Here is a 19,836-nt window from a genome sequence, read left to right on the forward strand (position 1 = left end):
GGGTTATCGCCGGGTAATGAAAATCGACGCTGAAATCACTTTCCGCAAGCTTGAGATATTCATGGAGTTTATGGAGAAAGGGAACATTGCGCGCACCGCCGAAGCGCTGGGTATTAGCGGGGTTAGCGTGCACCGCGCGTTGCATACCCTGGAGGAAGGTGTGCGCTGCCCGCTGTTTATTCATAAAGGGCGCAACCTGGTACCGCTCGAATCGGCATTTACCCTGCTGGAGCACAGCAAAGAAGTGGTTGCGCTGATGGCGCGCGGCATCGATGAAACCCGCCAGACGGCAGGCGTAGGCCAGGGGCGACTGCGTATCGGCACCCTCTATTCCCTGACGCTCGAAACCGTTCCGAAACTTATCATGGGCATGAAGCTCAGGCGGCCGGAGCTGGAAATGGATCTCACCATGGGCTCAAACCAGGTGCTGCTAAATATGCTGGAAGACGGCGTACTGGACGCTATTTTGATTTCCATTTCTGAAGGTGAAGTGGATCGCTCGAGGCTGGAAGTCCTGCCCATGTTTAGAGACGATATTTTCCTGGCAGCACCGGCCAGCTTCCCGCTGGACACCTCACACCCGGCAGATCTGCGTGAGTTCCACGCGGAGAAATTCGTTTCTCTGGCGGAAGGCTTTGCCACCTATGCGGGATTTCAGGAAGCCTTTAACGTCGCCGGTTTCGAGCCGGAAATCGTTACTCGGGTAAACGACATTTTCTCAATGGTCAGCCTGGTACAGGCGGGTGTAGGGCTAACCTTGATGCCCGGAAGAATGAAGAAGGTGTATGAAAATTCAGTGCAGCTGCTGAGGCTGGCCGAGCAATATCAGATGAAACAAACCATCGCTATCGTCTTTGCCCGCAACCGTGAACATGACCCGAACCTACTGGCGCTGGCCGCCGAGGGGCGAATGTACGCCCGCACGTTCATCGATACGCCTAACGCGCCGCCCTAGTTTTTTCCACAAGGTGGACAATGGCCGCCACGCTGTTTTGTTCGCGACAAACGGTGATCCCCTCACGAAACGCCTGCCGCGTCAGGCCTGAAAGCACGCTACCCGGCGGCATTTCAATCGCCAGCCGCACGTCGCGCTCGTTGGCGGCAATCATCGCCTCTCGCCACCGCACCGTGCGGGCCATATTCAGCGCCAGATCTTCCGCAATTAGCTCTGGTTGCCAAAGTACCCGGCCCGTACTGCCGCTGAGATAAGCGCAGTTGGGACGACTTAGCTCCACATCAGCAAATGCTTGTTTTAACTTCTGCGCAGGCGCATTCAGCAAGGCACAGTGAGAGGGCACGCTAACCGCCAGCTGCCGGGCTTTTTGAGCCCCCTGCTCAAGCGCCCTACCCGCAACCCTCGCCATAGCCTCCTCGCTACCGGCGATGACGATTTGCTGTTCAGCATTAATATTCGCGATGTAAGTGCCGCTGCCCGCCACCAGGAGTTCCACCTGTTCCAGACGCAGCCCGACGATAGCCGTTAAGCCGTAGCCTTCAGGATAAGCCTGCTCCATCAGATCGCCGCGAAGCGCCACCAGCCGCAGCGCATCTGAAAAGGAAATAACGCCGGCGACTACGGCTGCCGGAAACGCGCCAATAGACAGTCCGCTGACCATGTCTGGTTTTACGCCGCTACGCTCAAGCTCCTGCGCCCAGGCGACACCTGCGATTAGCAGGCAAAGCTGTACGGCACGAGTATGCCTCAGCGCAGCAGCACTATCTAACTGGCCTGCTTCGTCCCCTAAGACTGCCCTGACCTGCGTCAGGATGGCGTCGCGCTCGGGTAGATCCTGTAGCATGCCCACACGCTGGGTTCCCTGCCCGGGAAAAGTAAAAAGTATTTTCATCCGTTTTTCTCCGGCAACCAGGGGTCGATCACAAGCAGCGGCCCCTGATTCGTTTTCAGCAACACGCGTTTTTCTCTTAGCCATTCCGCCAGCGCAAAAGCGCCGTAAGGCGTTTCGATTTGCGTATCAACCCTGCACAGCAGTCGCCCGGTCAGGCTCTGCCACTCTGTCAGCGCCTCTTTTGATATCGGCAGTGGGCTGCGAATAAGCACATCCAGATCGCTCGCGGCATGCATCACCGGCATTTCTGTTGCCAGCGCGTAACCTACGCTCCCGGTAATACCCCAGCACCATGCCCACGGGCGGCTCGCCAGCTGAATAGCGCCCTGCACCGGCGGCATGGAAACAAACGGGGAATTGAGCAGCAGCTCACGGCTGGATAACGCTTCAGGGCTAACAACGCGTTTAACGCTCGCCGTACTTACCCAGCCCGCTGCTCGCTGATCGCGTCGCATCCCCCGCACGCCTACCGGCACACGTCCGTCACGTTCGACATCACGCCGTACCACTACCGGCAGCGCAGGACGCCACTGGCTGGCTATCCACTCCTCGCGAACCCCCTCCAGTGCTTCGCGGTCGGTGAGCCAAAGGAGATCGTGGGGGCGCAATGTCGGCATAGGTTAAATTCCTGAAGTCAGCGTAATAAACAGCGGTAGCGACAGGATAGAGAGTACCGAGCTCAGCAACAACACGGCTTCCGCATCCGGCGATTGCACACCAAACCGGTTGCCAAAAACTACGCCAAAGAAGCCGGCGGCCAGGGCAATCATCAGAATGGAGGTAATGGCCACCGGGCCAGTCAGGCCGAGCGCCAGCACGATGCCCCAGGCGATAAACGGCTGGATAAGCAGTTTGGTAACGGTCGCGGTGATAACCATAGTGTTGATCTGCAGCTTACGCGCAGACAGGATCACGCCGGTCAGGAACAATGCGGCTGCGGTAGCGGCCAGGCCCAGCGGTTTAATAGAAGCCAGCAGCAAGTCAGGCATCCGGACACCGACAGCCGACAGTACAACCCCCAGCAACGGTCCCCACACGATAGGTTTTTTCACCGAACGCCACATCAGTACAGGCAACATTGTCAGCGTTGAGCCAGTGTTTTCCCCTGCCGCACGTGCTTTTTCACGTTCAAGGATCAGCAGGCAGAACGGCGTCATCAGGACGGAGCCGCAGGCAATCGACACCGCGACGGAAAGCGAAGTCGAGGAGCCTTCCCCGAGCACGCTGCCTAAAATCGGCAGGCCAAGCGCGGCATAGTTAGGCAGCGCCACGGTAAGCGTCAACACGGCGGCATCCTGCGGCGACTTTTTAAATACGCTGGTCGCCAGGAAGTAAATCGCCGCATAGGTAATCCACATCGAAAGCACCAGTACCACGATTAGCGGTGACTGCTGAACAATGCCAAGCCACGGCGTTTGTACTGTCGCGCTAAACAGCGCGGCGGGTAGAGCAAAGTCCATGACAAAAATATTAAGCAGCGAGACATTTTTGTTATCGACCATTTTCGCTTTGCCGGCGAAAAATCCCAGCAGCATGATGACAAAAATAGGGGCCAGAGCATGAACGATCACGTAAGTCATAACTTCACCTTGAGTCAATAAAGAGAGTTAGCACGGTCGCGATATTTATTATTTTTTCGGACGTCTTTTTATTCAGACACGGCGCGCCGTGTCTGGTTATAGCATCCGGCAGGTCTGTCTTTTTTCTTACCAGCTGGCGCGCATGCGTTCACGAACCAGCGCCGAACTGTGGCGATTTTTCGCCAACAGACGACATTTCAGCGAAGTATCGCTCCGAGCCTCTTTCACTGCCGTACTCAGGGCAGCCTGTACTTTTGTCACATCGTCACTCTTCGGCTCATCCGGATTATGGATATCCAGCAGCATCGAGAGCAGACCCAGGGTTTCGTAATTGCTGATGTCATAGGCCATTGGAGGAATGGTCGCGGCCAGTTTTTCCAGCGCCTCGACGGTGCGTAAGGTGATCCGCGCGGCGGACTCTTTCCCCATCGCGTGAATCATTACGCCCTGGTCGTTAAAAGCGATCAGTCGGTTAGCCTGGTAGCCGTGAGCGAGAAATGCCCCGGACATCGCCTTGCCGACAATCAGGCCCACAACAGGGTGCCCGGCCAGACGAGCGTTGGCGTAAGCGCCTGCGGCACCTGCCAGCGCCTGGTGAATACCGAATGCCTCTTCGCGGCGACCATAGGCCTGACTAGGGACATCAATAACGGCGATGATGGCTCGCTTTTCAGCTTTGTCGGCATCTTCAGCGATGGTTTCGCTGACCACTTTTGCCAGCGTCCAGCCTTCTAACAGCCCGACTTCGCCGCCAGCAGCCCGGGGGTAATGGTTATTGGCATCGGGCACCACAGCGATAAAGCGTGCAGGTTTTCCGTCAACGTTACCGTCGGCGACCTGTACGGAGGCGCACAGTCCCGCCATACGTGGTGCATCCGGGACCAGAGTGCCCAGCCAAACAGCGGCACGATTCAGTTTCTGGCTCATTAGCGTTTCTCCCCAAAAAGCTGTTTGATTTGTTCGGCATCAGCCTGTTGACTGGTGTCGAAATGGGTCAGGCGATCCAGATACCACGCGTAGTTATCGGTGCGATGCAGTGCCGGAACGCCTTTGGCGATGGCTTTGTTGACCGCCTGCTTGACTGCGTGAACGCCGTCCCCAACCAGCGCGTCCACCAGCCCGCTCTGGTAGCGAACTTCGCCACCGGTCATGCTCCAGATAAACGGCCGATCCCGGGAATCGTATTCCTCAATGCCCGCTTCTTGCTCAATAACCTGAGGACCATTGAGGCCCAGGCGCGCTTCGCGAGTTACAATCAGATAGCTGCAAAGTGCAGCGGCAATCGACATCCCCCCAAAGCAACCCACGGTTCCAGCGACAACGCCAATCACCGGGGTATAGCGACGCAGATCGACAATCGCCGCGTGAATATCGGCAATCGCCGCCAGGCCGAGGTTAGCCTCCTGCAGGCGCACGCCGCCGGTTTCCAGGCAAAGCACCGCCTGCGTCGGAATACCGTTGCGGTTGTCTTCCGCCGCCAGCTCAAGCGCGGCAGCCATTTTCGCCCCGGAGACTTCACCCATACTGCCGCCCTGGAATGCGCCTTCGATGGCAATCACTACCGCCGGACCACCGTTGATCGTACCTTTGGCCACGACCATACCGTCGTCGGACTGAGGCACAATGCCCTGAGGCCCCAGCCATGGCGAAATAATGCCCTCAAAAGGATCGAGCAGTTCGCGGTAGCTGCCTTCATCAAGCAGCAGACGGGCACGCTCGCGTGCTTTTAATTCAATAAAACTGCTGTCGTCACGCATGAGCCACCTCCTCAAAAACCTGTTCAATGCGGATACGCGCCACGCCCGGCGTCGCGCCAAAATCATGAATGTGCATTTGCCCGGCAGGCAGTTGACTCAGCGCGGCCAGGCGCTCGAAAAGCGCTTTCCAGCGTTTTTCACTGTTATCGACGGAGGTGGTAATGTCGATGGTCAGAATCTGCCCCTGTGCGGCAGTAAACAGGACTTCCATATCGCCGGAGCCCACCACGCCAGCCAGAGCTTTGCCTGTGGCCGTGCGGGTTGCCGGAAATGACAACGTAATGTGTTCCATAACGCCCTCGTTAATTAAGTGAGTGAAGCGGAGTGGCATCGTTATCGATGCGGTCCAGCAGGAGCGTGGCGGCGAGCAAATCAGCCGCGCCGCCCGGAGAGGCATTCAGCGCCAGCATATTGCGGTCGAGCAAATCCAGTGCATCACGGCCTTCTTTGCGCGAAATCCCCCCGTTCATCAGTACGCTGCGGGCACCGTTCTGCATTGTTTCCAGGCCAGGTAAACCGGCACGAGAAAGTACACAGGTATCTGAAAGTGAAGTCATAATCGCCATCAAAGCGTCAATCCTGGCCTCGCCTTCCGTTGCCCCGGACTGGCGGCTACGGCGAAGCTGGGGCAGCGCAAGGCGCATCACGTGAGGGAAACCCTGCTGGGCCTCTTCTCGTGCACCCGGCACGCGATAGCGTCTTGTGGCTCTTAACCCTTTGCTGAAGCTTTTTGGCGCGGCTTCATCAGGAAGTGCGGCAAGTCGCGCTGCCGTAGCGGCGATCTCCACGCTGCTGCCATTCATACCGTGCATAGCGGCGGCGGAAATCAGCAGGCCGAGCGCCCAGATGGCTCCCCGGTGGGTATTCACTCCCCCGGTCGCCGCCATCATCTGTTGCTCACCTTCGCGACCCAGACGCCCTATCAGCTGGCGCAGCGCGATGTCTGCCGGACGTTCCCAGCTTTGTAATGCCAGAGCATGAAATGTCGGGGTCAGGCTGAGGGCCGATCGCTCCATCAGCGCCAGGCTGAGGTCGTGATGGGCGCCATTCCCCCGGCTGTCCACCAGACCGGGTTTCGGGCTCAGGCGGGCTTCTTCGATCAGGCTTTGGGTCGCAGCCCTTGCCAGCCAGCCCGCTTCGGCCTCGACGCCTTTCTGTGGATGTAATTTCATTACCAGCTCCGGAATTTCGCTGGCGGGTTGTAAAGACCGCCGGACCATTCGACGAGATCGGCCACGCTGCTTGCCGCCAGGAGAGAACGGGTCGCCTCGCTGCGGCGGATCCCCATATCTTCCGGGTAAGCCACTTTGCCGCTCTGGCGAAGTGCGGCGACACGTTTAGCGTCCACGCCCAGGCCGATGTCGGTGATGCCGGCGACCGCCGCTACCATCGCACGGCGTTCTTCCAGACTCTCCGCACGGTAGAGATACGCAATGCCTTCCTCGGTGAGCACGTGGGTGACGTCGTCGCCGTAAATCATTACCGGGGCCAGCGGCATCCCGGAGGTTTTGGCCACCTCTACGGCATCCAGGGTTTCCACAAAGGTGGGCTTCACGCCCGCCTGGAAGGTTTCGACCATCTGCACCACCAGCTTTTTACCGCGCTGCATCGGATCGGGCTCGGTGATCATATTCAGCCAAGCCGGCGTGGCGTGGCGACGACCGTGCGGATCGTGCCCCATATTTGGCGCGCCGCCGAAGCCCGATAAGCGGCCACGCGTCACGGTTGAAGAGTTAGCCAGGCCATCAACCTGCAGGGTGGAACCAATAAACATATCCACAGCGTATTGCCCGGCCAGTTGGCACATCGCTCGGTTGGAGCGCATAGAGCCGTCGGCACCGGTAAAGAAGATATCCGGGCGGGCGCGAATGTACTCTTCCATGCCCAGCTCGCCGCCGAAGCAGTGCACGCTCTCGACCCAGCCGCTTTCAATCGCCGGGATCAGCGTCGGGTGCGGGTTCAGGGTCCAGTGTTTGCAGATTTTACCTTTCAGACCGAGCTGTTCGCCGTAAGTCGGCAGCAGCAGCTCAATGGCGGCGGTGTTAAAGCCGATCCCATGGTTCAGCGACTGAACCTGGTGTTCGGCGTAAATGCCTTTGATGGCCATCATCGCCATCAGGATGTGTTCCTGCTTGATCAGGCGCGGGTCACGGGTAAACAGCGGTTCGATAAAGAAGGGTTTGTCGGCAACCACCACGTAGTCAATCCAGGATCCGGGAATGTCCACGCGCGGCAAATCGCAGTCATCGTCCACCAGTTCATTAACCTGGGCGATAACAATCCCGTCATGGAAGGCGGCAGCTTCAACCAATGCAGGCGTATCTTCAGTGCTCGGCCCGGTGTACAGGTTTCCTTTGCGGTCGGCTTTATAACCGGCGATGAGCGCGACGTTAGGCGCAAGATCGACGTACAAGCGCGCATAAAGCTCGATGTAGGTGTGAATCGAGCCAATTTCTAACAGCCCGTCTTCAAGCAGTTGAGAAATGCGCAGGCTTTGGGTGCCGGAGAAAGAGAAGTCAAGCTTGCGGGCGATACCTTTTTCAAAAATATCAAGGTGTTCACTCCGGCCGACGCTCGGCATGATCATATGCAGATCGTGTACTTTTTGCGGGCTGACTTCTGCCAGCATGCGGGAGAGAAAATCAGCCTGTTTTTGGTTATTTCCTTCCAGCACTACCCGGTCGCCCGGTGCAATCAGCTTTTCCATCACTTCGACGAGGTCCCCGGTCGGGATCACCTTGCCCTGTACGTTACTGGACGCCATACGTCGTTGCTTCTCGGTGCGACGCGTGTTCCAGACGCGGGCAGGCGTTTGGCTAGCACTCATTATTAACCTCCTGATTCAGCGCATCATTTTGATTGGCTTTAGTCTGGTTAAAAGTGTGCGCCACGCGGGGTTGGCTATCAATTAAGCTCAGGCGTTAATCATTAGCCTTAGAGTAATAATGGGTTTATCGTTTTGTGATCGGAGTAGAAGGCGAAGATGGCCAGGGTGCGCTACGCGGATGAAGGAGGAAAAAGGTGTACTCCGCTGCCCCCGATGTTAAGGTTGTCGAGTCTCAAATGCAGGTTTAAACGTCATGCTGCTCGTCGCCATACTCAACAATCCTCTGCTAAAACAGCCGCGCATCGCTTAGCGCGCTCACACATTCCCGTCTGCAATTTGAAACGGAACCTTGTTCCGTGGGTACTCTATTGTTGTGAGAAAAAACATGTCAACGACTGAAAAACACTGGTCTCAGGTCGAGTACCTGCACGAAACGGTGACCAACCCCAATATTCATATCAAAGGCCAGCACAGCTATTACAGCGACTGCTGGGATAGCGGTTTTGAGCGAAGCGTGGTGCGCTACCTGCAGGGTGACGCGGTGAGCCGGGAGTGGGAACCCATTGGCGAGCTTGACCAGCTGTGGATAGGGGATTACGTCTGTATCGCCGCCGAGGCGGTGATCCTGATGGGCGGCAACCACACGCACCGAGGCAATTGGTTCTCTCTTTACCCCTTTATCGAAACCATCAAAGACGCCTACCGCGCCAAAGGCGACACGACGCTCGGAGACGGATGCTGGATAGGCATGAGGGCAATCATCATGCCCGGCGTAACCATCGGTGAAGGCGCAATTATTGCCGCTGGCAGCGTGGTGACGAAAGACGTCGCGCCTTACAGCGTCGTCGGCGGTAACCCGGCCAAACCAATCGCCCTGCGTTTCGAACCCGAGGTGATTGAGCGGCTGCTGAAGCTGCACATTTACCAGCTAAGCGACGAGCACTTTCAGGCTATTCGGCCCCTGTTGAGCAATAACGATATTGCTGCGCTGGAGCAGGCGGTGGGAGCACTGCGGTAAAGAAAGCGGGCGGGAATATCCCGCCCGTTGTTAAATCTTAGCGAAACTTCTTGTGGTAGGTATCGCGAGTGGTTTTGAAGTCTACGGCAGCAGCCTGAGCTTCTGTCACTTTGCCTTCGTTGGCCAGCTTCAGCGCACCGTCAATCTGGCCCACGAGAATATCAAACCCGTGGCGGTACTCTTTCATGTTGGCGCTGTCGGCAGCCTCATTTTCCAGCTTAGGCGGGGTGCCTTTCTGCGCATCCAGAGCCGCTTCACGCATGTTGCCCAGTGAGGTTTTCAGCTCGGCGGCATCTTTGGTGCTCAGCACGGTCTTGTAGTTTTTCGCGATAATGTCCATGTCGTCACCGACATCTTTGGCAAACGCAGCGCCGGACAGTAACACGGATGATACGGCTAACATTGCAATCAGTTGCTTACGCATTTACTCACCTTATCTTTTTTATATGAGAAACGGGCGCGGCAGGACGCGCCACATTGCTTTACTGACCGGCTATCTTCATCTCCGGAAGTAAGACTGAACCACACTGAATGTTGCTACGTGTTTCTATATCGTTGCCAATAGTAACTATCTCGCGCCACATGTCTTTCAGGTTGCCGGCGATGGTGATTTCGCTCACCGGATATTGGATCTCGCCATTTTCAACCCAGAAGCCCGCCGCACCGCGAGAATAGTCGCCGGTAATGCCGCTCACGCCCTGCCCCATCAGCTCGGTCACCACCAGCCCGGTGCCCATCTGTTTCAGCATTTCCTCAAAGCCCAGGCCCCGGCCAGCAATGCGCCAGTTGTGGATCCCGCCCGCGTGGCCGGTGCTTTTCAGCCCCAGCTTACGTGCGGAATAGTTGGTCAGCAGCCACTGCTGCAGCACACCGTCCTTGATGATATCGCGGCGTTCGGTACGCACGCCTTCGCTGTCAAACGGCGTGGAAGCCAGGCCTTTCAGCAGGTGCGGATGCTCTTCAATGGTCAGCCAGTCCGGCAGAATTTGCTTGCCGAGGGAATCCAGCAGGAAAGTTGATTTGCGGTACACCGCACCGCCCGCAATCGCGCCGACCAGGTGACCAAACAGCCCGGTCGCCACTTCATTAGCGAAAATCACCGGGGCTTTCATGGTGGACAGTTTACGCGGAGACAGGCGAGACAGCGTGCGGCGCGCGCAGTCGGCCCCGACCCATTCAGGTGATTTCAGGTCTTCCATCGCGCGACCGATGGTGTATGCGTAATCCCGCTCCATATCACCGTTTTCTTCGGCAATGACGCAGCTCGAAAGAGAATGGCGGGTGGAGCAGTAGCTCTGCAGCATACCGTGGCTGTTGCCGAAAACTTTGATGCCGTAATGGCTGTTAAAGCTGCCGCCTTCGGTATTGGTAATGCGTTTGTCCACGTTCAGGGACGCGTTTTCCGCTCGCGCGGCAAGCTCAATGGCGCGCTCCGGGTCAATTTCCGTTGGGTGGAAGAGATCCAGATCGGGGGCATCAAAGGCCAGCAATTCTTTATCCGCCACGCCAGCATAAGGGTCCGGCGAGGTATAGCGAGCGATGTCCAGCGCGGCCTGTACGGTACGGGCAATGGCGTCCGGGCTCAGATCCGTGGACGAAGCGCTGCCTTTGCGGTTTTGGTGATAAACGGTGATGCCCAACGCACCATCGCTGTTGAATTCGACGTTCTCCACCTCACCGTAGCGGGTGCTGACGCTGATACCCGTGGTTTTACTGACCGCCACTTCCGCGCCGTCTGACTTGCCCTTTGCCAGCTCCAGCGCCTGTGAAACCGCCTGCTCCAGAACCTGACGTTGTTGTGCTACTTGCGTGTTTACTTTCATCGCTACTGCCATAATGTAAGGTGAGTCGTTCAAGTCTAACAGGATCAGAACAATTTCGCAGTGCAGGCCCATTGCTGGTAATATCCGCGTCAACTTTTTAAGGAGCCTAATATGACCAAGCAGCCCGAAGACTGGCTCGACGACGTGCCCGATGATGAAAATGAAGACGAAGATGATGAAATTATCTGGGTCAGTAAAAGTGAGATTAAGCGCGACGCCGAAGAGCTAAAACGCCTGGGCGTTGAGCTGATGGAACTGGGCAAAAATGCCCTGGAAAAAATCCCGCTCGACGATGATTTACGTGCCGCCATTGAGCTGGCGCAGCGCATCAAGAAAGAAGGCCGCCGCCGCCAGGTGCAGCTGATCGGCAAGATGATGCGTTCCCGCGACATGGATCCAATCCGTCAGGCGCTCGACAAGCTGAAGAACCGCCACAACCAGCAGGTTTCGCTGTTCCACAAGCTGGAAGCCCTGCGCGACCGCCTGGTTGAAGAAGGCGATGACGCGATGAGCGAAGTCCTGAGACTTTATCCGCAGGCGGACCGCCAGCAGCTGCGCGTGTTGATCCGTAACGCGCAAAAAGAAAAAGCGGCCAATAAGCCGCCTAAGTCCTACCGTCAGATCTTCTCTTACCTTCGCGAACTCGCCGAAGAGCAGGAAAGCTAAGACGTTAGCGCTGGCCTGTTTTCTCCCCGGCCAGCGCTCAATTTCCTCTGACCTTTCTCAGGTCAAATTACTGCGTCGATACAGCGCCACGCCCACCGCCAGCACGGCGAGCATACCCGCACAGCTGCGGTTCACCCAGCGCATCACGTTGGCGGAGAATTTACGCATCGCGTGGCGGCCACCCCAGGCGTAAATCGTCATCATGATGCAGTCAATAATCGCGCTGACCAGCGCCAGAATCATGTACTGCATCGCCACCGGCTCCTGCGGGCGGATGAACTGCGGTAAAAATGCCGAGAAGAACAGCAGCCCTTTGGGGTTGGATAAGCCGACCATCAGCGATCGCAGAAACGCCGTTTTGCCCGTGGCCACTGCCGCCGAAGCGCTCACGCTTAGCGCCTTAGCAGGTGCGCGCCACAGCACGTAAGCCAGATAGACCAGGTAAAGCGCGCCGCCCCATTTCACCACTGCAAACAGCTGTTCAGAAGCCTGCAACAACGCGCCCAGGCCGCAGCCCACCGCGCCAATCAGCAGCAGGTCCGCCAGCACCGCACCGAGGAAGCCGTAGCCCGCAATGCGCATTCCGTAGGTGGCTCCGTTATTGAGTGCTAAAAGCATCGACGGGCCTGGCGTCACCATAACCGCGCTAACGGCGATGACGTAAAGAAACAGCGTGGTGATATCCATCTATTAAGTCCTGGTAAAAAATAGATTAGCGCCCGGCGGCGACTGCCTGCCGGGTACTTTAAAAACGTTTAGATTAAAGCGGGCGTTCCATCACGATGTGGCAGAGATCGTCAAAAAAGCGGCCATACTGAGCGTCACCGATGGGCTGCGGATAACTCAGCACAATCAGCTGATGATCGGGGATATCCGCATGGTAAGTAGGATGGTGATGCACATAGTCGTTTTCGCAGAAGCCGAGGCTTTGGTAAAAACGCAGCCGCTTATGAGCGATCTCAGTGGTGAGCGGATCGATTTCGAGGATAGTTTGCGGGTAAAGCCGCAAAAACTGGCTCAGCATTCGCTTGCCGTAGCCCTGCGCACGCAGCTGGCCGTTCACGGCGAGGTGCTCAATATAGGCATAGTCGCCAAAATCCCACGCGCCGATCATGCCGACAAACTGCTCGCCGTCGAACCAGGCCTGCAGGCTGTAATTCGGGTGAGAAAGCGCGCTAATTTTTGCGGCGGGCTGGCGTTTCTCATGGCGCGGAAAGGCGCTTTCATACAGCTCGTCCACGCATTCAAAATACGGGGAGCTGCGGTCGGTAATTCGTTTTATCGTTAGCATGAGCGCAGTTTACCAAATGTATACACTTTACGATCGCCATTTCGGGTAGCTTATTCACATTGCGCTAATGCCCTACGTTCCCCTTTGACTTAACCCGTCCAGATAGAGGTTCTCTGCTTTGATGCCAGATATCGATGCCCAACGACGCGCTCTTAAGCTTGCCTGTAAAACCGAGCTGAGAGGATTTAAAGAAATGACACCTGCGGAGCAATTCCGGGAGATGGCCGACTGGGCCAGGGAAAATGAAGTCGCCCATGACAGCTACGGCGTGGGGGATTTTATCGCGGGTTTTGAGACCAAAATCGCTCAGCTACTGGGTAAACCAGCGGCAATATTTATTCCTACCGGAGTGATGGCGCAGCTGATAGCGGTCATTATCTGGAGCGAACGTAACCGCCTGCCTCGCTTTGGCGCGCACGCGACATCGCACCTGCTGATTCATGAACAGCAAACTTTTCAGGCCCTGGTGAAGATGCATGGCGTCGTCGTAGGCCATAAACTACGGCCTATCCTTGCCAGTGATTTTACCGCCATAGCGGAGCCTTTAAGCTGCCTTGTGGTTGAACTTCCCGCGCGTGAGATTGGCGGACAACTCCCGGAGTGGGGCGAGCTGGAAGCCCTGAAAGCCGCAGCCGCAGAAGCTGGCACGCCGCTGCATATGGACGGGGCTCGCCTCTGGGAGAGCCGGGCGTATTACCAGCGCACCTGGGCTGAAATTGCTGAGGGTTTTTCTTCAGTCTATGTTTCCGTCTACAAGGGCCTCGGGGGTATTTCAGGTTCGTTACTCGCTGGCGATGAAGACTTTATCCGCCAGGCTCGCGTCTGGCTCAGACGATTAGGCGGTAACGTGGTGACGCAAAGTCCCGCGGTGGTTTCCACGGCAATGCGCTTAGAAAAACGGCTGGCCATCCTTGAGAGCTGCTATCAGCGCACCCTCAGTCTCGCCGCCAGCCTGGAGGCCGTGCCGGGCATTCGTATCCTGCCCCGCAGACCTCAGGTCAACATGCTGCATGTTTATTTCGATGCGGATAAAGAAACATTACTCAGCGCCAGGGATGAAATAGCCAGGCAGGAGGGATACTGGCTGTTCAATGCGCTGGAAGAGGCCGAAGTACCGGGCTGGTGTAAAACGGAATGGTATGTAGGCGACAACATGCTGCCGATAGGCAACGAGACCGTTTTAAACTTGTTCCACCAACTGATGGCTAAAGCGAGCCGCTAACCGTTCGCCAGCAGATAAAAAAAATGGCCCCGCAGAGGGGCCAGTTTTCTTCGGGCGTTAAGCGCGGTCCACCGTAAAGGCTAAGACCTCGGCAAGGCTTTCCGCCCCCAGCGCCAGCATAATCAGGCGGTCAACGCCCAGCGCTACGCCGGAGCTGTCCGGCATGCCCGCTTCCAGCGCCGCCAGCAGGTTCATGTCCACCGGCTGCTGCGGCAGGCCAAGCGCCGCGCGTTTGCGGTTATCCTGCTCGAAACGCTGCTGCTGTTCGCGGGCATCGGTCAGCTCATGGAAGCCATTCGCCAGCTCGATACCTTTGAAGTAAACCTCAAAGCGCTCCGCCACGCGGTGATCTTCGGTGCTGATCTGCGCCAGAGAGGCCTGGCTTGCCGGGAAGTGATACACGAAGGTTGGCTTGTCTTTACCAATCTGTGGCTCGACGCCCATCGCAAACAACAGCTGCAACAGCGTGTCCCGGTCTTCTTCTTTGTCGGCGATGTTGCTCAGATCGAGCTTCGCCGCCGCTTCACGCAGCTGCGCTTTGTCTGCAGACAGTGGGTCGATATCCAGATGGCGCTGGAAGGCCTGCTGGTAAGACAAACTTTCTGCGGCGCCGCATTCCAGCACCTGCTGCAGGAGATCGTCCACCTCATTCATCAGGCGGTACATGTCGTAATGCGGGCGATACCACTCCAGCATGGTGAATTCCGGGTTGTGGTGGCGCCCCATCTCTTCATTACGGAAACTGCGACACAGCTGGAACACCGGGCCACAGCCCGCCGCCAGCAGGCGTTTCATGTGGTATTCCGGGCTGGTCATCAGGTACAAATTCATGCCCTGAGAGTGACCTGGGCCGACGAAACGGGTTTCAAACGGCACCAGATGAATATCGGTTACCGTCGCCTGGCTCATGCAGGGTGTTTCCACCTCCAGAACGCCTCGGTCGGCGAAGAAGCGCCGAATCTCCGCCATAATGGCGGCGCGTTTTAACAAATTGGGGATGGATGCGCTCGGCTGCCAGGTGGCCGTTTCGCTCATGAGAAAGTCTCCGTATTTATGCAAGGCCGAGAAGTCTACCCGCATCACAGAAAGGAGACAAATTTTGTGCAGAGAATTTTGTTCTGAGCGTTTTATGGCCCGCGTTACGCAAACTTTTTCTCGTGCTCAAGCAGCCATTTTTTTCGTGCAATGCCGCCACCGTATCCCGTCATAGTCCCGTTTTTACCGATGATTCTGTGGCACGGAATGACGATGGCAACCCGGTTCGCGCCGTTGGCTCCGGCCACCGCACGCACGGCATCTGGATTCTCCATTTTTATCGCCAGCGCCTGATAGTGGGACGTTTCGCCATAAGGCACGGTCCCAAGCTGCTGCCAGACTTTTTGCTGAAACGCGCTGCCCGGCGTCTGCAGTGCAAGGGTGAACTGCTGCCTTTTTCCAGCAAAGTATTCCCCGATCTCTTTTTCCGCCTGCCGCGTATGATCATTTTCCCCGGCGATGATACGGGCATTGAGCCGCGACTGCAGATCGTCAAATTCCCGCTCCAGCGCGCGTCGGTCAACAAATTCCAGCAGGCAGACGCCCTTCTCGGAGGCGCACACAAACATCGGCCCGATGGGCGTGGTAAAACGGTGAATAACGATGATATCTGCCGCCCGACTGGGGGCATCGCCAGTGAGCTTTTTGCAGGTATAGCCAAACCCACTCAGCGAGTCGTAACCGCTGCTAAACGCCGCATCCGTCGCACTTTTCCCACGCCTGAGCTCCTGCAACGCCACATTCACACGCAGCATTCTCTGCCATGCCTGAAAAGTCATCCCGTGGTGTTGCACAAACCAGCGCCGGAGACGTTCAGGGCTGATGTTGTGCTCACGCAGCTCACCATCGCTGACCCGGTTCTCACTGCTCGCCCTGAAAAGGGCAATGGCCTGCTCGACTATGGGCGGCGCAGAGAAGGCGTTTTCAGTGGGGCGGCAGATCTTGCAGGGACGAAAGCCCGCGTGAAGCGCGGATTTGAAGTCGTCATAAAACTCAACGTTACCCCGCTTAGGCTTACGGGCGCGGCAGTTGGAAATGCAGAACACGCCGGTGGTTTTCACGCCCACGAAAAAAACGCCGACATGCTCGGAAGAGCGCGCCACCAGCGCCTCGTACCAGGTATTGCACTGCTCGATATCAAGGATTTTCATCGGCAAAGATCTCGTCAAATGCGCCCCGTTGGCGGAGGCTAAACAACAGATGCTGTAACTTACGGTTCAGCGCGGCGTGCACGAAATTCCCCATTGAAATACGTTTCACCCCCAGCGCCGCCAGTTGATCAAAATCGGGCAGACCCGGCATGCACATCACATTCAGCGGCAGATCAACTGCGCCGGCAATCGCCTGAATATCTTCAGGTGAGGTCACGCAGGGCACAAAGAAGCCGTCAGCCCCCGCCTGTTGATATAGCCTGCCGCGGGCGATCGTTTGATTCAGCGCATCCAACTCACCAAGCAAGAAGCCATCGGTTCTGGCATTGATAAAGAGCGGCGTTTTCGCGGCATCCAGCCCTGCTTTGATCGCGTTCAGGCGGACAGCAAAGTGTGTTGCATCCAGTAAACGACGCGTTCCCTGTTCAACTTTGCTGTCTTCAAGGTTAATGCCGACAACGCCCAGCTGTGCCAGTTGAATGGCCTGGCTCACAACCATTTCGGTCTCTGCCCCATATCCGGCTTCCATATCGACGGAAAGCGGCAAGCTGACGCGCTCACGTATGCGGGCCACCAGGGCAAGAAGTACAGAAAATGGCAGCGCTTCGCCATCCTTGTAGCCCAACATATCGGCGATTGCCGCGCTTGAGGTGCCCAGCGCCTGATAACCCGCGTCCTGTGCCGCCTGAGCGCTGCTGACATCCCAAACGTTAGCCAGCAGCAATGGCGTGCTCTGATAATGCATCTGACTGAAGCTCATTTTTATCCCCTGCTTTTATAGAATGGAAAAGATTCTGAACTCCAGCCGGGGCTGGCAACAACCGAAAAACAGACGACTATTTTTCGCCGCTTTTTGTTCGCATTACACCATTTAAACATTCATTTTTGTGACGCAATTCATTAAGAGCGGTAATTAATCGCCCTGTAGAACAGCAAAAAAATCGAACAAATCAAATTTCCCTAAAATCCCTCCGGTTATACTTTCCCTACCTAAAAAGGAGCAGGGATACACCTTTCGCAGCCACCGCCTTTCAGGCAGTGAATACCCTTTGGTCGTATAGCTTTGCGAATTACTAAAATCTGGAGGAATGTCGTGCAAACCTTTCAAGCCGATCTCGCCATTATAGGCGCCGGCGGAGCAGGCCTACGAGCAGCCATTGCGGCGGCCCAGGCTAATCCACAGGCAAAAATCGCTCTGATTTCCAAAGTCTACCCGATGCGCAGCCACACGGTTGCTGCCGAAGGGGGTTCCGCAGCCGTCGCGCAGGATCACGACAGCTTCGACTACCATTTTCACGACACCGTTGCCGGAGGCGACTGGCTGTGTGAGCAGGATGTGGTTGACTACTTCGTTCACCATTGCCCTACCGAAATGACCCAGCTTGAGCAGTGGGGCTGCCCGTGGAGCCGCCGCCCGGACGGCAGCGTCAACGTCAGGCGCTTCGGCGGGATGAAGATCGAACGGACCTGGTTCGCCGCCGACAAAACCGGCTTCCATATGCTCCACACACTCTTCCAGACCTCCCTTCAGTTCCCGCAAATTCAACGCTTCGACGAGCATTTCGTGCTCGATATTCTGGTCGATGACGGCCAGGCGCGCGGCGTCGTCGCTATGAATATGATGGAAGGCGAGCTGGTGCAGATCCGCGCCAATGCGGTGGTGATGGCCACCGGCGGTGCAGGGCGAGTCTATCGCTACAATACCAACGGCGGCATCGTCACCGGGGACGGCATGGGCATGGCGCTGAGCCACGGCGTGCCGCTGCGCGACATGGAGTTTGTGCAATACCATCCAACCGGGCTGCCGGGTTCCGGCATCCTGATGACCGAAGGCTGCCGCGGTGAAGGCGGCATTCTGGTGAACAAAAACGGCTATCGCTACCTGCAGGATTACGGCATGGGGCCGGAAACCCCGCTCGGCGAGCCGAAGAACAAATACATGGAACTCGGCCCGCGCGACAAAGTCTCTCAGGCCTTCTGGCACGAATGGCGCAAAGGCAACACGATCTCCACCCCACGCGGCGACGTGGTGTACCTCGACCTGCGCCACCTCGGCGAGAAAAAACTGCTCGAGCGCCTGCCGTTCATCTGCGAACTGGCCAAAGCCTACGTGGGCGTTGACCCGGTCAAAGAGCCGATCCCGGTTCGCCCAACGGCGCACTACACCATGGGCGGCATCGAGACCGATACCCAATGCGAAACCCGCATCAAAGGGCTGTTCGCAGTGGGCGAATGCTCCTCCGTTGGCCTGCACGGTGCCAACCGTCTGGGCTCTAACTCGCTGGCAGAACTGGTGGTCTTTGGCCGCCTGGCGGGCGAGCAGGCAATGGAGCGCGCCGCACAAGCGCAACCGGCTAACGATGCCGCGCTGAACGCCCAGGCCGACGATGTTGAAGGCCGCCTGAAGCAGCTAGTCAACCAGGAAGGCAACGAAAACTGGTCAAAAATCCGCGACGAAATGGGGCTTTCTATGGAGGAAGGCTGCGGGATTTACCGTACCCCGGAACTGATGCAGAAAACCGTCGACAAGCTGGCAGAGCTGCAGGAGCGCTTCAAGCGCGTGCGCATCACCGATGCCTCCAGCGTCTTCAATACCGATCTGCTGTACACCATTGAACTGGGCCACGGCCTGAACGTTGCCGAATGTATGGCGCACTCCGCCCTTGCACGTAAAGAATCCCGCGGCGCCCACCAGCGTCTGGATGAAGGCTGCACCGAACGCGATGACGTCAACTTCCTGAAGCACACTCTGGCCTTCCGCGACGCCGACGGCACAACTCGCCTCGACTACAGCGATGTGAAGATCACCACGCTGCCGCCAGCAAAACGCGTATACGGCGCTGAAGCGGAAGATGCTGAGAAGAAAAAGGAGAAGGCAAATGGCTGAGATGCAAACCCTGAAGATTGAGATTGTGCGCTACAACCCGGAAACGGACAGCCAGCCGCATAGCGCAATCTATGAGGTGCCGTTTGACGAGCAAACCTCGCTGCTGGACGGGCTGGGTTATATCAAAGATAACCTCGCACCGGACCTCAGCTACCGCTGGTCATGCCGCATGGCGATTTGCGGCTCCTGCGGCATGATGGTCAACAAAGTGCCGAAGCTGGCCTGTAAAACGTTCCTGCGCGAATACACCAACGGCATCAAGGTCGAAGCGCTGGCAAACTTCCCGATTGAGCGCGATTTGGTGGTCGACATGACCCACTTTATCGAAAGCCTGGAGTCGATTAAGCCTTATATCATCGGCAACCCGCGCACGCCGGATCAGGGACCAAACACGCAGACGCCCGCGCAGATGGCGAAATACCATCAGTTCTCCGGCTGCATCAACTGTGGGCTGTGCTATGCCGCCTGCCCGCAGTTTGGCCTGAACCCTGAGTTTATCGGCCCGGCGGCGATTACCCTCGCCCATCGTTACAACCTGGACAGCCGTGACCACGGCAAGAAACAGCGTATGCCGCAGCTCAACGGGCAAAACGGCGTGTGGAGCTGCACCTTTGTTGGCTACTGCTCCGAAGTTTGTCCCAAACACGTCGATCCGGCCGCGGCCATCCAGCAGGGCAAAGTCGAAAGTTCGAAAGACTTTTTGATTGCCACCCTGAAACCACGCTAAGGAGT

Annotated in this window: 21 protein-coding genes; 6 read left to right on the forward strand and 15 right to left on the reverse strand. The window is 57.1% G+C overall.

What is annotated here, in order from left to right; translation table 11 throughout:
- The first annotated feature begins 16 nt into the window (after positions 1–16).
- Positions 17–955, forward strand: a complete 939-nt coding sequence (locus WFN87_RS21195) for a LysR family transcriptional regulator (RefSeq protein WP_336818284.1) — start codon at positions 17–19, stop codon at positions 953–955.
- Here WFN87_RS21195 and mdcH read toward each other — a convergent pair.
- From mdcH to mdcA, 8 genes are all read right to left on the reverse strand, one after another.
- Positions 939–1,847: a malonate decarboxylase subunit epsilon gene (gene mdcH / locus WFN87_RS21200; protein WP_336708782.1), complete on the reverse strand. Its 909-nt coding sequence runs from the start codon at positions 1,845–1,847 to the stop codon at positions 939–941. The genes WFN87_RS21195 and mdcH overlap by 17 nt on opposite strands.
- Positions 1,844–2,464, reverse strand: a complete 621-nt coding sequence (locus WFN87_RS21205) for a malonate decarboxylase holo-ACP synthase (RefSeq protein ID WP_336708780.1) — start codon at positions 2,462–2,464, stop codon at positions 1,844–1,846. Before WFN87_RS21205 ends, mdcH begins: the two co-directional genes overlap by 4 nt.
- 3 nt (positions 2,465–2,467) lie before the next feature.
- Entirely contained in the window at positions 2,468–3,427 is a 960-nt protein-coding gene (locus tag WFN87_RS21210; RefSeq protein ID WP_166877368.1) for an AEC family transporter, read from the reverse strand.
- A 126-nt stretch (positions 3,428–3,553) separates the two neighbouring features.
- The gene (gene mdcE, locus WFN87_RS21215; RefSeq protein WP_336708778.1) at positions 3,554–4,354 is read right to left on the reverse strand and encodes a biotin-independent malonate decarboxylase subunit gamma; all 801 of its coding nucleotides are present in this window, start codon (positions 4,352–4,354) and stop codon (positions 3,554–3,556) included.
- Complete coding sequence (locus WFN87_RS21220) at positions 4,354–5,184, reverse strand: biotin-independent malonate decarboxylase subunit beta (protein WP_336983671.1); 831 nt, start codon at positions 5,182–5,184, stop codon at positions 4,354–4,356. Before WFN87_RS21220 ends, mdcE begins: the two co-directional genes overlap by 1 nt.
- Entirely contained in the window at positions 5,177–5,476 is a 300-nt protein-coding gene (gene mdcC / locus WFN87_RS21225) for a malonate decarboxylase acyl carrier protein (protein WP_008453713.1), read from the reverse strand. Before mdcC ends, WFN87_RS21220 begins: the two co-directional genes overlap by 8 nt.
- Positions 5,477–5,486: 10 nt before the next feature.
- A complete protein-coding gene (locus WFN87_RS21230; RefSeq protein WP_166993218.1) occupies positions 5,487–6,356 on the reverse strand; it encodes a triphosphoribosyl-dephospho-CoA synthase in 870 nt (289 codons plus the stop codon).
- Complete coding sequence (mdcA, locus tag WFN87_RS21235; RefSeq protein WP_166877383.1) at positions 6,356–8,011, reverse strand: malonate decarboxylase subunit alpha; 1,656 nt, start codon at positions 8,009–8,011, stop codon at positions 6,356–6,358. The genes WFN87_RS21230 and mdcA overlap by 1 nt, the downstream gene beginning before the upstream one ends.
- Before the next feature lie 385 nt (positions 8,012–8,396).
- On the opposite strand from mdcA, the gene WFN87_RS21240 reads away from it, so the two are divergent.
- Entirely contained in the window at positions 8,397–9,029 is a 633-nt protein-coding gene (locus tag WFN87_RS21240) for a CatB-related O-acetyltransferase (protein ID WP_336983670.1), read from the forward strand.
- A gap of 37 nt (positions 9,030–9,066) precedes the next feature.
- On the opposite strand, the gene cybC is transcribed toward WFN87_RS21240, so the two are convergent.
- Positions 9,067–9,453, reverse strand: coding sequence for a cytochrome b562 (gene cybC / locus WFN87_RS21245; RefSeq protein ID WP_336983669.1), 387 nt, complete (start codon positions 9,451–9,453; stop codon positions 9,067–9,069).
- A gap of 58 nt (positions 9,454–9,511) precedes the next feature.
- Positions 9,512–10,864, reverse strand: a complete 1,353-nt coding sequence (pmbA, locus tag WFN87_RS21250; RefSeq protein WP_166993629.1) for a metalloprotease PmbA — start codon at positions 10,862–10,864, stop codon at positions 9,512–9,514.
- Positions 10,865–10,963: 99 nt separating this feature from the next.
- On the opposite strand from pmbA, the gene yjgA reads away from it, so the two are divergent.
- Positions 10,964–11,518, forward strand: a complete 555-nt coding sequence (gene yjgA, locus WFN87_RS21255; protein ID WP_008453724.1) for a ribosome biogenesis factor YjgA — start codon at positions 10,964–10,966, stop codon at positions 11,516–11,518.
- Positions 11,519–11,575: 57 nt separating this feature from the next.
- Here yjgA and WFN87_RS21260 read toward each other — a convergent pair whose 3' ends face one another.
- On the reverse strand, positions 11,576–12,205 hold the full coding sequence (locus WFN87_RS21260; protein WP_008453726.1) for a LysE family translocator: 630 nt from the start codon (positions 12,203–12,205) through the stop codon (positions 11,576–11,578).
- Positions 12,206–12,278: 73 nt separating this feature from the next.
- Positions 12,279–12,809 (reverse strand): GNAT family N-acetyltransferase, encoded by a 531-nt coding sequence (locus WFN87_RS21265; protein ID WP_336708766.1) that lies wholly within the window; start codon positions 12,807–12,809, stop codon positions 12,279–12,281.
- 193 nt (positions 12,810–13,002) lie between these two features.
- On the opposite strand from WFN87_RS21265, the gene WFN87_RS21270 reads away from it, so the two are divergent.
- Entirely contained in the window at positions 13,003–14,031 is a 1,029-nt protein-coding gene (locus tag WFN87_RS21270; RefSeq protein ID WP_336983668.1) for a threonine aldolase family protein, read from the forward strand.
- A 57-nt stretch (positions 14,032–14,088) separates the two neighbouring features.
- On the opposite strand, the gene epmA is transcribed toward WFN87_RS21270, so the two are convergent.
- The 3 genes from epmA to WFN87_RS21285 form a co-directional block, all read right to left on the reverse strand.
- Complete coding sequence (gene epmA, locus WFN87_RS21275) at positions 14,089–15,066, reverse strand: elongation factor P--(R)-beta-lysine ligase (RefSeq protein ID WP_045781084.1); 978 nt, start codon at positions 15,064–15,066, stop codon at positions 14,089–14,091.
- 104 nt (positions 15,067–15,170) lie between these two features.
- The gene (locus WFN87_RS21280) at positions 15,171–16,217 is read right to left on the reverse strand and encodes a bifunctional transcriptional activator/DNA repair enzyme AdaA (RefSeq protein WP_336708761.1); all 1,047 of its coding nucleotides are present in this window, start codon (positions 16,215–16,217) and stop codon (positions 15,171–15,173) included.
- Positions 16,204–16,977, reverse strand: coding sequence for an isocitrate lyase/PEP mutase family protein (locus WFN87_RS21285; RefSeq protein WP_336983667.1), 774 nt, complete (start codon positions 16,975–16,977; stop codon positions 16,204–16,206). Before WFN87_RS21285 ends, WFN87_RS21280 begins: the two co-directional genes overlap by 14 nt.
- A 333-nt stretch (positions 16,978–17,310) precedes the next feature.
- On the opposite strand from WFN87_RS21285, the gene frdA reads away from it, so the two are divergent.
- Together frdA and WFN87_RS21295 are read left to right on the forward strand one after the other, a co-directional pair.
- A complete protein-coding gene (frdA, locus tag WFN87_RS21290; protein WP_336983666.1) occupies positions 17,311–19,104 on the forward strand; it encodes a fumarate reductase (quinol) flavoprotein subunit in 1,794 nt (597 codons plus the stop codon).
- Positions 19,097–19,831 (forward strand): succinate dehydrogenase/fumarate reductase iron-sulfur subunit, encoded by a 735-nt coding sequence (locus WFN87_RS21295; protein WP_008453741.1) that lies wholly within the window; start codon positions 19,097–19,099, stop codon positions 19,829–19,831. The genes frdA and WFN87_RS21295 overlap by 8 nt, the downstream gene beginning before the upstream one ends.
- Positions 19,832–19,836 lie beyond the last annotated feature (5 nt).

This window comes from Cedecea sp. AS113, from assembly GCF_037152415.1.
Taxonomy (GTDB): Bacteria; Pseudomonadota; Gammaproteobacteria; order Enterobacterales; family Enterobacteriaceae; genus Cedecea.

Bases quoted from the DNA above. Each gene is read 5' to 3' on its own strand.
- WFN87_RS21220 (WP_336983671.1), bottom strand. From the start codon at position 5,184: ATGCGTGACGACAGCAGTTTTATTGAATTAAAAGCACGCGAGCGTGCC.
- WFN87_RS21210 (WP_166877368.1), bottom strand. From the start codon at position 3,427: ATGACTTACGTGATCGTTCATGCTCTGGCCCCTATTTTTGTCATCATG.
- WFN87_RS21240 (WP_336983670.1), top strand. From the start codon at position 8,397: ATGTCAACGACTGAAAAACACTGGTCTCAGGTCGAGTACCTGCACGAA.
- WFN87_RS21295 (WP_008453741.1), top strand. From the start codon at position 19,097: ATGGCTGAGATGCAAACCCTGAAGATTGAGATTGTGCGCTACAACCCG.
- WFN87_RS21195 (WP_336818284.1), top strand. From the start codon at position 17: ATGAAAATCGACGCTGAAATCACTTTCCGCAAGCTTGAGATATTCATG.
- mdcA (WP_166877383.1), bottom strand. From the start codon at position 8,011: ATGAGTGCTAGCCAAACGCCTGCCCGCGTCTGGAACACGCGTCGCACC.
- WFN87_RS21285 (WP_336983667.1), bottom strand. From the start codon at position 16,977: ATGAGCTTCAGTCAGATGCATTATCAGAGCACGCCATTGCTGCTGGCT.
- WFN87_RS21265 (WP_336708766.1), bottom strand. From the start codon at position 12,809: ATGCTAACGATAAAACGAATTACCGACCGCAGCTCCCCGTATTTTGAA.
- WFN87_RS21280 (WP_336708761.1), bottom strand. From the start codon at position 16,217: ATGAAAATCCTTGATATCGAGCAGTGCAATACCTGGTACGAGGCGCTG.
- mdcH (WP_336708782.1), bottom strand. From the start codon at position 1,847: ATGAAAATACTTTTTACTTTTCCCGGGCAGGGAACCCAGCGTGTGGGC.
- epmA (WP_045781084.1), bottom strand. From the start codon at position 15,066: ATGAGCGAAACGGCCACCTGGCAGCCGAGCGCATCCATCCCCAATTTG.
- WFN87_RS21205 (WP_336708780.1), bottom strand. From the start codon at position 2,464: ATGCCGACATTGCGCCCCCACGATCTCCTTTGGCTCACCGACCGCGAA.
- yjgA (WP_008453724.1), top strand. From the start codon at position 10,964: ATGACCAAGCAGCCCGAAGACTGGCTCGACGACGTGCCCGATGATGAA.
- pmbA (WP_166993629.1), bottom strand. From the start codon at position 10,864: ATGGCAGTAGCGATGAAAGTAAACACGCAAGTAGCACAACAACGTCAG.
- WFN87_RS21230 (WP_166993218.1), bottom strand. From the start codon at position 6,356: ATGAAATTACATCCACAGAAAGGCGTCGAGGCCGAAGCGGGCTGGCTG.
- WFN87_RS21260 (WP_008453726.1), bottom strand. From the start codon at position 12,205: ATGGATATCACCACGCTGTTTCTTTACGTCATCGCCGTTAGCGCGGTT.
- cybC (WP_336983669.1), bottom strand. From the start codon at position 9,453: ATGCGTAAGCAACTGATTGCAATGTTAGCCGTATCATCCGTGTTACTG.
- mdcC (WP_008453713.1), bottom strand. From the start codon at position 5,476: ATGGAACACATTACGTTGTCATTTCCGGCAACCCGCACGGCCACAGGC.
- mdcE (WP_336708778.1), bottom strand. From the start codon at position 4,354: ATGAGCCAGAAACTGAATCGTGCCGCTGTTTGGCTGGGCACTCTGGTC.
- WFN87_RS21270 (WP_336983668.1), top strand. From the start codon at position 13,003: ATGACACCTGCGGAGCAATTCCGGGAGATGGCCGACTGGGCCAGGGAA.